This window comes from Pseudomonas sp. RIT-562 (assembly GCF_026241895.1).
Classification (GTDB): domain Bacteria; phylum Pseudomonadota; class Gammaproteobacteria; order Pseudomonadales; family Pseudomonadaceae; genus Aquipseudomonas; species Aquipseudomonas mandelii_F.
In genome coordinates, this window is record NZ_JAPJIV010000011.1 from 38756 (window position 1) to 51828 (window position 13073).

The 13073-nt window shown below is 60.7% G+C and carries 14 protein-coding genes; 5 read left to right on the forward strand and 9 right to left on the reverse strand.

Annotated elements, in window-relative coordinates; translation table 11 throughout:
- Positions 1 to 9: 9 nt before the first annotated feature.
- From ORL50_RS15185 to ORL50_RS15195, 3 genes are read left to right on the forward strand one after another with little or no spacing between them, the layout of a single operon-like run.
- Positions 10 to 1089, forward strand: coding sequence for a COX15/CtaA family protein (locus ORL50_RS15185; RefSeq protein ID WP_266016265.1), 1080 nt, complete (start codon positions 10 to 12; stop codon positions 1087 to 1089).
- Entirely contained in the window at positions 1077 to 1976 is a 900-nt protein-coding gene (cyoE, locus tag ORL50_RS15190; protein WP_266016266.1) for a heme o synthase, read from the forward strand. Before ORL50_RS15185 ends, cyoE begins: the two co-directional genes overlap by 13 nt.
- Complete coding sequence (locus ORL50_RS15195) at positions 1973 to 2608, forward strand: SCO family protein (protein WP_266016267.1); 636 nt, start codon at positions 1973 to 1975, stop codon at positions 2606 to 2608. The genes cyoE and ORL50_RS15195 overlap by 4 nt, the downstream gene beginning before the upstream one ends.
- 141 nt (positions 2609 to 2749) lie before the next feature.
- Here the strand turns inward: ORL50_RS15195 and ORL50_RS15200 are convergent, their stop codons facing one another.
- From ORL50_RS15200 to ORL50_RS15210, 3 genes are all read right to left on the reverse strand, one after another.
- Positions 2750 to 3520 (reverse strand): MetQ/NlpA family ABC transporter substrate-binding protein, encoded by a 771-nt coding sequence (locus tag ORL50_RS15200; protein ID WP_266016268.1) that lies wholly within the window; start codon positions 3518 to 3520, stop codon positions 2750 to 2752.
- An 80-nt stretch (positions 3521 to 3600) separates the two neighbouring features.
- On the reverse strand, positions 3601 to 4275 hold the full coding sequence (locus ORL50_RS15205) for a methionine ABC transporter permease (RefSeq protein ID WP_266016269.1): 675 nt from the start codon (positions 4273 to 4275) through the stop codon (positions 3601 to 3603).
- Entirely contained in the window at positions 4275 to 5282 is a 1008-nt protein-coding gene (locus ORL50_RS15210; RefSeq protein WP_266016270.1) for a methionine ABC transporter ATP-binding protein, read from the reverse strand. Before ORL50_RS15210 ends, ORL50_RS15205 begins: the two co-directional genes overlap by 1 nt.
- A 262-nt stretch (positions 5283 to 5544) precedes the next feature.
- On the opposite strand from ORL50_RS15210, the gene katE reads away from it, so the two are divergent.
- Positions 5545 to 7683, forward strand: a complete 2139-nt coding sequence (gene katE / locus ORL50_RS15215) for a catalase HPII (RefSeq protein WP_266016271.1) — start codon at positions 5545 to 5547, stop codon at positions 7681 to 7683.
- 122 nt (positions 7684 to 7805) lie between these two features.
- Here the strand turns inward: katE and ORL50_RS15220 are convergent, their stop codons facing one another.
- From ORL50_RS15220 to zur, 4 genes are read right to left on the reverse strand one after another with little or no spacing between them, the layout of a single operon-like run.
- Positions 7806 to 8522, reverse strand: coding sequence for a PA5502 family lipoprotein (locus tag ORL50_RS15220; RefSeq protein WP_266016272.1), 717 nt, complete (start codon positions 8520 to 8522; stop codon positions 7806 to 7808).
- A gap of 37 nt (positions 8523 to 8559) precedes the next feature.
- Positions 8560 to 9348 carry a zinc ABC transporter permease subunit ZnuB gene (znuB, locus tag ORL50_RS15225; protein ID WP_247289547.1) on the reverse strand — a complete coding sequence of 263 codons (789 nt, stop codon included), beginning with the start codon at positions 9346 to 9348 and terminating at the stop codon, positions 8560 to 8562.
- Positions 9341 to 10126 carry a zinc ABC transporter ATP-binding protein ZnuC gene (gene znuC / locus ORL50_RS15230; RefSeq protein WP_266016273.1) on the reverse strand — a complete coding sequence of 262 codons (786 nt, stop codon included), beginning with the start codon at positions 10124 to 10126 and terminating at the stop codon, positions 9341 to 9343. The genes znuB and znuC overlap by 8 nt, the downstream gene beginning before the upstream one ends.
- Positions 10126 to 10608: a zinc uptake transcriptional repressor Zur gene (gene zur / locus ORL50_RS15235; protein ID WP_266016274.1), complete on the reverse strand. Its 483-nt coding sequence runs from the start codon at positions 10606 to 10608 to the stop codon at positions 10126 to 10128. Before zur ends, znuC begins: the two co-directional genes overlap by 1 nt.
- A gap of 66 nt (positions 10609 to 10674) precedes the next feature.
- On the opposite strand from zur, the gene ORL50_RS15240 reads away from it, so the two are divergent.
- The gene (locus ORL50_RS15240) at positions 10675 to 11595 is read left to right on the forward strand and encodes a zinc ABC transporter substrate-binding protein (protein ID WP_266016275.1); all 921 of its coding nucleotides are present in this window, start codon (positions 10675 to 10677) and stop codon (positions 11593 to 11595) included.
- A 126-nt stretch (positions 11596 to 11721) separates the two neighbouring features.
- Here ORL50_RS15240 and ORL50_RS15245 read toward each other — a convergent pair whose 3' ends face one another.
- Both ORL50_RS15245 and ORL50_RS15250 read right to left on the reverse strand, forming a co-directional pair.
- Complete coding sequence (locus ORL50_RS15245) at positions 11722 to 12672, reverse strand: homoserine kinase (RefSeq protein WP_266016276.1); 951 nt, start codon at positions 12670 to 12672, stop codon at positions 11722 to 11724.
- A 58-nt stretch (positions 12673 to 12730) separates the two neighbouring features.
- Positions 12731 to 13021 carry a DUF2782 domain-containing protein gene (locus ORL50_RS15250; protein ID WP_266016277.1) on the reverse strand — a complete coding sequence of 97 codons (291 nt, stop codon included), beginning with the start codon at positions 13019 to 13021 and terminating at the stop codon, positions 12731 to 12733.
- Between the last annotated feature and the right edge of the window lie 52 nt (positions 13022 to 13073).

Genomic DNA, 13073 nt, shown 5'->3' on the forward strand with positions numbered 1-13073 from the left:
GGCATCGTCATGGCCAAACCTGGATTTCGCCTCGCGCTGTTTGCGACCCTGCTGGCACTGATAGTGGTGCTGCTCGGCGCCTACACTCGCCTGACCCACGCCGGCCTCGGCTGTCCGGACTGGCCGGGCTGCTACGGTTTTATCAGCGTGCCAAAAAGCGAAGCCCAGCTGGCCCATGCCGAATTGCATTTCCCGGATACCCCCGTCGAAGCCCATAAAGGCTGGAACGAGATGATCCATCGTTATTTCGCTGGCACCCTCGGGCTGCTGATTGCGGTATTGGCCGGGCGTGCCTGGGTGCATCGTCGGCATCCCGGGCAACCGGTGAAGTTGCCGCTGTTTTTGTTGGCGGTGGTCATCGCGCAGGCCGCGTTCGGCATGTGGACCGTGACGCTCAAGCTCTGGCCGCAAGTGGTCACCGGGCATCTGCTCGGGGGCTTTGCCACGTTGAGTCTGTTGTTTCTGCTGACCTTGCGCCTGTCCGGAGTATTGCCGGCACTGACCGTGCCACGACGCCTGCAACACTGGGCCACCGCCGGCTTGCTGCTGGTGATCGGGCAGATCGCTCTCGGGGGCTGGGTCAGCTCGAACTATGCTGCCGTGGCCTGTATCGACTTCCCAACCTGCCATGGACAATGGCTACCACCTGCTGATTTCGCCAACGGTTTTCACCTGACCCAGCACATCGGCCCGAACTACTTGGGCGGGCAGCTGGACAGCGATGCCCGCACCGCGATCCACCTCACTCACCGTATCGGCGCGCTGCTGGTGACCCTTGTCCTGCTCGGTCTGGCCTGGCAGCTCAAGGTGGTCGGCATGAGCCGATTGGCGGGGCTGGTGCTGGTGGCGCTCGCTGCGCAGATCACTCTCGGCATCAGCAACGTGCTGTTCCACTTGCCATTGCCGGTGGCCGTCGCACACAACGCTGGCGGCGCGGCACTGTTGCTGACGTTGGTACTGGTCAATTATCACGCGCGAACCAGCCTGGTTCGGGTCAAGCAGCAATTCCCTGCACGCTGGCGGTTCACCCCGCGTAAACACTCAGCCGGGCCCATAACAATAAAAGGAGAGATGCCATGGCGACTCTGATCGGCGAACGTCCCAGCCAGGCGATCTGGCGTGACTATCTGGAGCTGACCAAGCCGAAAGTGGTGGTGCTGATGCTGATCACCTCGCTGGTCGGCATGTTCCTCGCGACCCGCGCCGGGGTGCCGTGGACGGTGTTGATCTTCGGTAACCTGGGGATCGCGCTGTGTGCCGGCGGCGCGGCGGCGGTCAACCATGTGGTGGACCGGCGCATCGATGCAGTCATGGCACGCACGCACAAACGGCCCCTGGCCGAAGGACGGGTTTCACCGGCCGCCGCGCTAACCTTCGCCCTGGCGCTGGCAGTGCTCGGCCAGGCCCTGCTGCTGACGTTCACCAACCCATTGACCGCCTGGCTGACCTTGGCCTCGTTGCTGGGTTACGCGGTGGTCTACACCGGCTTCCTGAAACGCGCGACGCCACAAAATATCGTCATCGGCGGGCTGGCTGGCGCCGCGCCTCCGCTGCTCGGCTGGACCGCTGCGACTGGCCACGTCAGCGCCGAACCGTTGCTGCTGGTACTGATCATCTTCGCCTGGACCCCTCCGCATTTCTGGGCGCTGGCGATTCACCGCAAGGAGGAATACGCCAAGGCCGATATCCCGATGCTGCCCGTCACCCACGGCGAGCACTACACCAAGGTGCACATCCTGCTTTACACCTTCGCGTTGCTGGCCGTCAGCCTGATGCCCTACGTGATCCACATGAGCGGCCTGCTCTACCTGGTCTGCGCCCTTGGACTTGGTGCGAGATTCCTGCAATGGGCCGTGGTGCTGTACCGTGGCACTCGGCCGCACGCGGCGATCAACACCTTCAAGTACTCTATCTACTACTTGTTCCTGCTGTTTATCGCGCTGCTCGTAGACCACTACTTACTGTTGAACCTATGACTCGAACTCAGAAAACCGTCTTCATCCTCGTCGCCCTGATCGCACTGGTGCTGGGCCTGACCATCAACAAAGTGCTGTCCGGCAAAGGCCAGGGCGACCCGACTGCGCTGATCGACGCCGGAATCATCCTGCTGCCGCAAAGCCGCAACATGCCGGATCTGACCATGACCGACCAGGATGGCAAGCCAGTGGCGGTCGACGAGTTGAAAGACAAGTGGTCGCTGCTGTTCTTCGGCTACACCTTCTGCCCGGACATCTGCCCGACCACCCTCGCCCAGCTGCGTCAGATCAAAAGTGAGTTGCCTGCAGATGTGCGGGACAAGCTGCAGATCATCCTGGTCAGCGTCGACCCCCATCGCGACACACCCAAACAGCTCAAACAGTACCTGGGCTACTTCGACCCGCAGTTCATCGGCCTGACGCCGACCTCGATCGAAGACCTGCAAAAATTCGCCAACGCGGTGAGCATTCCGTTTATCCCGGCAGATACCAGCAAGCCGAACTACACGGTTGATCACAGCGGCAACTTGGCGGTGATCGGCCCGGACGGCACGCAGCGCGGGTTTATTCGGGCGCCGTTGAACAACGTGAAGCTGGTGGCGCAGTTGCCGGTGATGCTTAAACGCGATTAATGACGCACCTGTAGGAGCCCGGCTTGCCGGCGATGGCGGCCTTGAAGTCGCCATCGCCGGCAAGCCGGACTCCTACAATGGCCGTATTCCAGGCAGAAAAAAGGGGCGCAGTTTGCGCCCCTTTTTCGTTGCTTCGGCCGATTAGAACGCTGGCAATACCGCGCCTTTGTACTTCTCGAGGATGAAGGCTTTCACTTCCGGGCTGTGCAGGGCTGCGACCAGTTTTTTCATGTCTTCGCTGTCCTTGTCATCCGCACGAGCTACCAGAATGTTCACGTAAGGCGAGTCGTTACCTTCGATGACCAGCGCGTCCTTGGACGGATCGAGCTTGGCTTCCAGTGCGTAGTTGGTGTTGATCAGCGCCAGGTCGACCTGGGTCAGCACGCGCGGAATGGTCGCGGCTTCCAGTTCGCGGAACTTCAGGTCCTTGGAGTTTTCGGTAATGTCCTTCACGGTCGACAGGATGTTGTTCGAGTCTTTCAACTTGATCAGGCCAGCCTTTTGCAGCAGCAACAGGGCGCGGCCACCGTTGGTGGCGTCGTTGGGAATCACCACATTGGCGCCGCCTGGCAGATCGGCCAAGGTTTTGTATTTGCTGGAGTAGGCGCCCAGAGGCTCCAAATGCACGCCGGCAACGGCAACCAGGTTGGTGCCCTTGGCCTTGTTGAACTCGTCCAGGTACGGCTGGTGCTGGAAGAAGTTGGCGTCCAGGCGTTTTTCGGCCACTTGCACGTTGGGTTGGACGTAGTCGGTGAAGACCTTGACCTTCAGGTCCACGCCGTCCTTGGCCAAGGCTGGCTTGATGAATTCGAGAATCTCAGCGTGCGGGACCGGGGTGGCAGCGACGGTCAGGGTGTCGGCCTGGGCAGAGAACGCAGCAACGGCGGCGAACGCGACGAGTAGTTTTTTCATTCAGCTAACTCCATGTGAGGCGCCAGTTTTGCGGCGCCTGCCAGCGAATGGCCGGCTCATTGGTAAAAGACGAAAAGTGTTTATTTGCGGGAAAAATGCACAACCAATTTGTCGCCGACGGTTTGCAGCACCTGGACCAGCACCAGCAGCAACACCACTGTCACCACCATCACATCGGTCTGGAAACGTTGGTAGCCGAAACGGATCGCCAGGTCACCCAAGCCACCGGCGCCGACGACACCGGCCATCGCCGTGTAGGACACCAGTGTAATCGCAGTCACCGTAATCGCCGCGAAGATGCCCGGACGGGCTTCCGGCAGCAGGGCATTGGTGATGATCTGCCGAGTGGTCGCGCCCATGGCCTGGGTCGCCTCGATGATGCCGCGATCCACTTCCCGCAAGGCGGTTTCCACCAGTCGGGCGAAGAACGGCGTGGCGCCCACTACCAGCGGTGGAATCGCACCGGCGACTCCCAGGGAGGTGCCGGTGATCAGCACAGTGAACGGAATCATCACGATCAACAGAATGATGAAGGGCAGTGAACGCAGGATGTTCACCACCAGCGACAGCATGGCGTACAGGCCTTTGGCTTCGAGCAGCTGGCGCGGGCTGCACAGGAACAACAGCACGCCCAGGGGCAGGCCCAACAGCACGGTGAACAACAGCGAACCACCGAGCATCAGCAGGGTATCGCCGGTGGCCAACCAGATTTCGAACCAGTCGATGTTGGAGAAGAAACTTGTCAGGGCTTCCATCAGCGCAGCACCTCCATGTGAACGTCAGCTGCGGTGAAGCGGGCAAACGCCGCCTCCATGTCGCCACCGGTGACGGCCAGAGTGAGTTGCCCATAAGGGACGTCTTTGATGCGGTCGATGCGACCGGCGAGGATGCTGTAGTCCACACCCGTTTCGCGGGCGACGGTACCCAGTAAAGGTGCGTAGGTCGCATCGCCCTGGAATGTCAGACGCACGATGCGGCCCGGGACATGGGCGAAGTCGTCGCGCTGTTCACTCTCATCGATCTGCTCATCTTCCTGGACAAAGCGCTTGGTGGTCGGGTGCTTGGGATGCAGGAACACCTCGGCCACCGAGCCCTGCTCGACGATCACGCCAGCATCCATTACCGCCACCTGGTCGCAGACACGGCGAATCACGTCCATCTCGTGAGTGATCAGAACGATGGTCAGTTTCAGCTCGCGGTTGATCTCTGCCAGCAGCTGCAGGACCGACGCAGTGGTTTGCGGGTCGAGGGCGCTGGTGGCTTCGTCGCACAGCAGGATTTTTGGTTTGGTGGCCAGGGCGCGCGCGATACCGACTCGCTGCTTCTGCCCACCGGACAATTGCGCCGGGTATTTTTTCGCGTGGTCAGACAGCCCGACCCGCGCCAGCAATTCAGCGACGCGCTGGTCAATCTGGCTGCGCGACAGTTCGCCGGCCAGCGTCAGGGGCAGCGCAACGTTGTCGGCCACGGTCTTGGACGCCAGCAGGTTGAAGTGCTGGAAGATCATCCCGACCTGTTGGCGGAAGCGGCGCAGGCTGTTGGCGTCGAGCGCAGTGACTTCTTCACCGTCGACGAAGATCTTGCCGCCAGTGGAATTCTCCAGCCGATTGATCAGGCGCAGCAGGGTACTTTTGCCCGCGCCGGAATGCCCGATCAGGCCAAACACCTGGCCGTTCTCAATCGTCAGACTGGTCGGGTGCAGGGCGGGAATTTCCTTACCGGCGACGCGGTAGGTTTTGTGGACGTTTTGAAACTCGATCACGTAGCGAACCTTGTGGGGCGCGTTGGAAAAGGGTCAGCGGTTAGCCGGGCGCGCATTTTAGCCTGTCCGTATGGAGGTTCTTAGCATTTATTTCGCATTCGACCAGCGATTTGGCAATAACGCGATCAAAGGTCAGAAAAAAGGAACGGCTGAAACACTCGCCAGTCACTACTTAAGCAGCTCGAGAATCACCAGGTGCCGTGCCTGGAACATTGCTCACAAGTCCGGCTAGGACGAGATCGCAACGAGGAGTTTACGACTGATGAGTACGAAAAAACCTGCCCCACCTAAAAGCGAACTGGCCGGGACCGATACCCTGGACCGAGGCAACACCAATACCAAGCTCGACAGCCTGGAAACATTCCGCTCCGATGCCACAGGCCAGGCCCTGCGCACCAACCAGGGCGTGAAGGTTTCGGACAATCAGAACACGCTGAAGGTCGGCGCGCGCGGGCCGTCGCTGCTTGAAGACTTCATCATGCGTGAAAAAATCACGCACTTTGACCATGAACGCATCCCCGAGCGCATCGTCCATGCTCGTGGCACTGGTGCTCATGGTTACTTCCAGGCCTACGAAAACCACGCTGCGTTGACCAAGGCCGGCTTCCTCCAGGACCCGGGCAAGAAGACTCCGGTATTCACCCGCTTCTCCACGGTGCAGGGCCCTCGCGGTTCCGGCGATACCGTGCGTGACGTGCGCGGATTTGCCGTGAAGTTCTTCACCGACGAAGGCAACTTCGATCTGGTGGGCAATAACATGCCGGTGTTTTTCATCCAGGATGCGATCAAGTTTCCCGACTTCGTCCACGCCGTTAAGCCTGAACCACACAACGAAATTCCTACCGGCGGCTCGGCTCACGATACCTTCTGGGACTTCGTTTCCCTGGTGCCGGAGTCGGCGCACATGGTCATCTGGGCGATGTCCGACCGTGCGATTCCGAAGAGCCTGCGCAGCATGCAGGGCTTCGGTGTACACACCTTCCGGTTGATCAACGCTGAAGGCAAATCGCGCTTCGTCAAATTCCACTGGCGACCTTCCAACGGCACCTGCTCCCTGGTCTGGGATGAGGCGCAGAAGCTTGCCGGCAAGGACACTGACTTCCACCGTCGCGACCTGTGGGAAGCGATCGAGATGGGCGACTACCCGGAATGGGAATTGGGCGTGCAGATTGTCGAAGAGGAAAACGAACATTCCTTCGACTTCGATATTCTCGACCCGACCAAGATCATCCCTGAGGAAATCGTACCCATCACGCCGCTGGGCAAGATGGTGCTGAACCGCAACCCGGACAATTTCTTCGCTGAAACCGAACAGGTCGCGTTCTGCCCGGGGCACATCGTGCCAGGGATCGACTTCTCCAACGATCCGCTGCTGCAGGGTCGGCTGTTTTCCTACACCGACACACAGATCAGCCGTCTTGGCGGCCCGAACTTCCACGAAATCCCGATCAACCGTCCGGTAGCGCCGTTCCACAACGGCCAGCGCGATGCACTGCACCGCACCACCATCGACAAGGGACGCGCGGCGTACGAGCCGAATTCCATCGACGGCGGCTGGCCGAAAGAGACACCGCCTGCGGCCCAGGACGGTGGCTTCGAGTCTTATCCAGAGCGAATCGATGCAAACAAGATCCGCCAGCGCAGCGAATCGTTCAGCGACCACTTCTCCCAGGCGCGCCTGTTCTTCAACAGCATGAGCAAGCACGAGCAGGAACACATCATCGCCGCGTACAGCTTCGAGCTGGGCAAGGTCGAGCGCGAGTTCATTCGTGCCCGGCAGGTCAACGAGATCCTGGCCAACATCGATCTCGAACTGGCCGCACGTGTTGCTGCAAACCTCGGTTTGCCAGCACCCAAGGCCGGTACGGTCGATGTGCCTAAAACCTCGCTGGACCGCTCACCTGCCCTGAGCCAGGCCAACCTGCTGCCGGGCAACATCAAATCGCGCAAGGTAGCAATCCTGGCCGCTAATGGCGTAGACGGCGCGGCGATTGATGCGCTGAAAAAAGCACTGGCCGCCGAAGGGGCGCACGCCAAGCTGCTGGGCCCGACTTCAGCACCTGTGACCACTGCTGACGGCAAGGCGCTGCCCGTGGATGCGTCAATGGAAGGCATGCCTTCCGTAGCATTCGATGCGGTGTTCGTACCGGGTGGCGCAGCGTCGATCAAGGCGTTGAGTGCTGACGGCGTTGCGTTGCATTACGTGCTCGAAGCCTACAAGCACCTGAAAGCAATCGCGCTGCACGGCGAAGCCAAGCAATTGCTGGATGTGCTGAAGCTGGAGGCTGATGCAGGGCTGATCGTGGGGGCGGATACGAAGCTGTTCAAACCGTTCATTGCCGCGATTGGGCAGCATCGGGTTTGGGATCGTGAGCCGAAAGCCAAGGCGGTTCCGGCTTAAGATTTATTAGCGATAGCAAGGACGCTATCGCGAGCAGGCTCGCTCCTACAGGGTAAAAGGTGGAACACAGAATTTGTGATCATCCCGTACCCCTGTAGGAGCGAGCCTGCTCGCGATGCTTTTTAAGGCTTACGCGGACTCAAAACAACTTGCGCCGGAATATTGCGCAAAATCTGCTTCTTCAGCTTCAAATCAAACCCCGAATCCAGCTTCTTCACCCGCTTGGTCAGCAAAGTCGCCAACCACGGATAATCCTGGGTACGCGGCGCTTGAATACTGACATCGCATTCGTAATTCACCACATCGGCAGCAATGGCGTCCAATTGGCGGCGCAGCTTTGCCATGTCCGTCAGGTTCAGTGCAACTGTGGTGCTTTCGGCCGTCGGGTCGATGACTTTGGCCGGCGGCTTGGCTTCCGCCGCCATCAACGCCGCTTCCGCTTTATCCAGTTCAGCCTTGCGCGCATTGACGATGGCGTTGTTGACCCCGCCCGTCAGCGCAGGCGCCTTGGGCATCAACGCCCGAGCGCGGCTCAGCGCAGTTGCGGCAGCATTCACATCGCCTTTTTGCAACACGATGCGGCTACGCAGCAGATAGGCCTCGGCCAGCTGACGCTGATACTGCTCCAGCGACTGATCATTCGGCGCTTCGGCCTGCAAAGCAGCCAGTTGCCCTTCGGCAGTCGCCAACTCGCTGCTGGCGAGGCTTTGTTCCAGCTGCGCGATAGCCGTAGCCCGCGCATCAGTGACCTCGGGGGTCGCCGGCGGCGTACTCTGGCAAGCGCCCAGTAGCAAAGAAAATGCGACAAGGAGCAGATAACGGGAGGTGAACAGCTTCATTCCTGCGACTCTCTATTTGCGCAAAAAACGAGCAAGTCTACACCCCTCGACGGGGCAGGACAAAACTCAGCAGAAACAGCGCGGCCGCCGTCACCACAATCGACGGGCCCGCCGGAGTGTCCTTGAACCAGGACAACGCCAGGCCGCCACATACCGCGAGCATGCCCAGCAGGCTCGCGCCCAGTGCCATCTGCTCCGGCGAGCGAGCGTGACGCTGCGCCGCGGCTGCCGGAATGATCAACAGTGAAGTGATCAGCAAAACCCCGACAATCTTCATCGCCACCGCAATGACCACAGCAATCAGCAGCATCAAGGTCAGGCGCAGCGATGCCACTGGCAACCCTTCAACCTTGGCCAACTCCTCGTGCACCGTGATGGCCAGCAAAGGTCGCCACATGGCCACCAGCACAGCCAGAACCGCCGCACTGCCGCCGAGGATCCACGCCAGATCGCCTGGACTGATGGCGAGCAGGTCGCCAAACAGATAGGCCATCAGGTCGATCCGTACTTCATGCATGAAGCTTAGTACCACCAGGCCCAGCGAGAGCGTGCTCGGTGCGAGAATTCCCAGCAGCGTGTCAGACGCCAGCGGTTGGCGCTGCTGCAGTGTTACCAGCAGCACCGCCAGCAGCAGGCAGCCCACGGTCACCGCGACGGCAGGACTGACATCCAGCAGGAATCCCAAGGCCACCCCGAGCAGAGCGGCGTGGGACAAGGTATCGCCGAAGTAGGCCATGCGTCGCCAGACCACAAAAGAACCCAGCGGGCCCGCCACCAGCGCCAGGGCCAGGCCTGCAAGCAGGGCGTAGAGCAGAAAATCAGCCATGCTTGCAGCTATCTCCGTGAACATGGGTGGAGGCCGGCGAGGCCGTAGTGACCACCGAACCATGCAGGTCATGCGCATGGTCGTGATGATGGTGGTAGATCGCCAGGCTTTGCGCGTTCTTGCCGAACAACTCGACAAACGCCGGATCGCCGCTGACCTGCTCGGGATGCCCGGAACAGCAGACGTGACGATTCAGGCAGACGACCTGGTCGGTGGTGCTCATTACCAGATGCAAGTCGTGGGACACCATCAGCACTCCGCAGCCGTGGCGGTCGCGCAAGCGGGTGATCAGGCTGTAGAGCTCGGCCTGGCCAGCGACGTCGACGCCTTGCACCGGCTCATCCAGCACCAGCAATTCAGGCTCGCGCAACAACGCCCGGGCCAACAACACCCGCTGCATCTCCCCGCCGGAAACACTCTGCACCGGGCTGTCGATCACCTGCTCGGCGCCGACCTCCTTCAAGGCGGCCAATGCCCGGGCACGGTCGACACCGGGCACCAGGCGCAGGAATCGCAGGACCGAGAGCGGCAGCGTCGGGTCGACGTGAAGTTTTTGCGGCATGTAGCCAACCCGCAGCTTCGGTTTGCGCCATACGCTGCCACTGTCTGGCTTCAGCAGGCCGAGCACGGCGCGAACCAGGGTCGTTTTACCCGCGCCGTTGGGACCGATCAGGGTGACGATCTGCCCCGGTTCGACGCTCAGTTCGATATTATCGAGAACGTTTTGCCCGGCGAACGTCACGGTCACCTGCTCAAGACGGATCAGCGCGTTGCTCATCAAGCCCCCTGGCAACCCGAACATAGGCCGACCACTTCAACGGTCTGGCCTTCGACCACAAACCCGACGTCCCTGGCGCTGTCGATGATCGCGTCGCTGATGGACTTCTGTTCAAGCTCAATGGCTGCGTGGCACTCCCGGCAGATCAGGAACTGGCCCTGATGCGCATGCTCGGGGTGATTGCAGCCGATAAACGCATTGAGGGACGAGATGCGATGCACCAGGCCGTTTTCCAGAAGGAAATCCAGCGCCCGGTAAACCGTAGGCGGCGCGGCGCGACGGCCGTCCTGCTCGCTGAGCACTGCCAGAATGTCGTACGCACCCAGTGGCTTGTGGCTCTGCCACACCAGCTCCAGCACCCGCCGCCGCAGGGCTGTCAGGCGCAGGCCTTGACGCGCGCACAGGGCGTCGGCCTCAGACAATGCGCTGTGAACGCAATGAGAGTGGTCGTGGGGACGGCTGGCTATCGGTGTTTTTGGCATGAGCGGCGACGAGTTTTGTGAGAGACGTTATTATGTTACCCGTTCTCGCCTCTTCGAGTGGTCATTGTGTCCCGACTTTTTTCTTTCTTTGTTCCCTTTCTCGCCACTTGCATGTTGATGGGCAGCGCCCATGCCGAAGTTCGGGTGCTGACCAGCATCAAGCCCCTGCAGCTGATTGCGGCGGCGGTCCAGGACGGCGTGGCGATTCCGGAAGTACTGCTGCCGCCTGGCGCTTCGCCGCATAACTATGCCCTGCGCCCATCCGACGTACGGAAGGTGCAGGCAGTCGATCTGGTTTACTGGATCGGTCCCGACATGGAAGGCTTCCTGCCTCGGGTGCTGAAAGGTCGCACGCTGCCTAGCGTCGCCGTGCAGGACCTGCCGGGCCTGAAATTGCGCCACTTTGCCGAGGACAGTCATTCCCACACCGAAGAAGCGGACGAGCATGATCACGACCATCGTCCGGGCAGCCTGGATGCGCATCTGTGGTTGTCCCCGGTCAACGCCCGGGTGATAGCCTCGAAGATGGCCGCCGACCTCAGCGCTGCGGATCCTGCCAATGCCGGGCGTTACGACAGCAACCTCAAGGCCTTCGATGAACGCCTGGACGCGCTGGACCTGCGCTTGAAAGAGCGTCTGGCGCGCATCGCCGACAAGCCGTACTTTGTGTTCCACGAGGCGTTCGACTACTTCGAAGACGCCTACGGCCTCAAGCACGCGGGCGTGTTCAGCGTTGCTGCCGAGGTGCAACCGGGCGCCCAGCACGTGGCGGCCATGCGCACGCGATTACAGGAAGTTGGCAAGACCTGCGTATTCAGCGAACCGCCGTTGCGCCCGCGCCTGGCAGAAACGCTGGTGGCTGGCCTGCCGGTGAAACTGGCGGAACTGGATGCGCTGGGCGGGTACACGCCAGCGACTGCCCAGGGTTATGAGCAGGTGTTGGAGAAATTGGGGAATGATCTGGCGGGGTGTCTGGAGTCACTTTAAGCGGCACTAACCCTTGTGGGAGCGGGCTTGCTCGCGAAGGCGGAGTATCAGACACAACAATGTGAATGACACTCCGCCTTCGCGAGCAAGCCCGCTCCCACATGGGCTACCGACGTGGCTGGTTTTTTACAAAGCAAACGGCAGCGGTGTACTAACCTTCTGCCGCTGCGCCAACCGACGCTGGAACTCCATCGGATCGTGAATCAACACATCCTGCCCGGCAAACGACTCGGCAGCGATAAATCGCGAAAGCCAAAACCGCACGCACGCCACCCGCAGCATGGTCGGCCAGAGCTCAGCCTCCGCTGCGGTGAAAGGGCGCAACCCTGCATAAGCCCCCAGCAACGCGCGCGCCCGTGGCCCGTCGATGGCCCCTTCCTCGTCCGAACACCAGTCATTCAAGGCAATCGCAACGTCGTACAGCATCGGCCCGGAACAGGCGTTGTAGAAGTCGATCAACCCGGTCAGGTGGGTGCCTTCGAACATCGCGTTATCGCGAAACAGGTCGGCGTGGATATTGGCCCTGGGCAGCGCCAGGATTTTCGTTTTCTGCCGGGTGATTTCGTCCAGCGCGTGCTTTAGCAGTTCGTTCTGCTCGGCATCCAGGTGCGACAGGAACTGCGTGCCCTCCTCCAGCATCCAGTCCAGGCCGCGATCGGTCTTGCGCTTGATCATGTTCGCCTGCGTGGCCAGGTGCAGGTGACCGAGCAGCTCACCGACTTGCGCACAATGCTGCGCGTTGGCTTCCTTGATGTGCTTGCCCGCCAGGCGCGGCTGCAACAGTGCAGGCTTGCCGGCCAGTTCGCGCAACGCTACGCCATCGGTGGTCCGCAAGGCATAGGGCACGGGCAAGTCGGCACCGTGCAGCACGTCCAGCAGTTCGATGAAGAACGGCATTTCCTGGACCGGACCACGCTCAACCAGGGTCAGGACAAACTCGCCCTGCTCCAGGCTGATGAAAAAATTGGTGTTTTCGCTACCGGCGGCGATCCCCTGGAAATCAAGCAGGCGGCCAAGCCCGTATGGGGCGAGAAAGGTTTCCAGCTCGGGCCGAGCCAGGGGAGTGAACACAGACATGTTTTAACTGCCAGTACGGGCGCCGCCGGGTAAGCCGGCGCCGATTGAAATTAAGAAACTACTTCCACTCGAAGATCTTCCACGATGGAATCAGCATATCCGGCTGATCCGAGCGAATGAAGTTTGCATCGGTCCCGTCCGCGCGCACCAGGAAATATGGCGGCGCTCCTTTTGGCGTGACCTTGATCGCATACAGGAAGCCGTTTTGGCGGTACTCCTGAATGACCTTGTCCCCTTCCGTGCGAATGGTGACATCCGGGTCAGAGGATGGCGCATCGTCCGCTGCCATGACGGCCAACGGTGTAATTGCAAACATGCCAGCCAGCAACAGGCGATTTAGTGTGCGCATGATAACCTTGTCCCTTTGTCGTCAACGGTCCCGCTATTCTAGCGCCGGACCC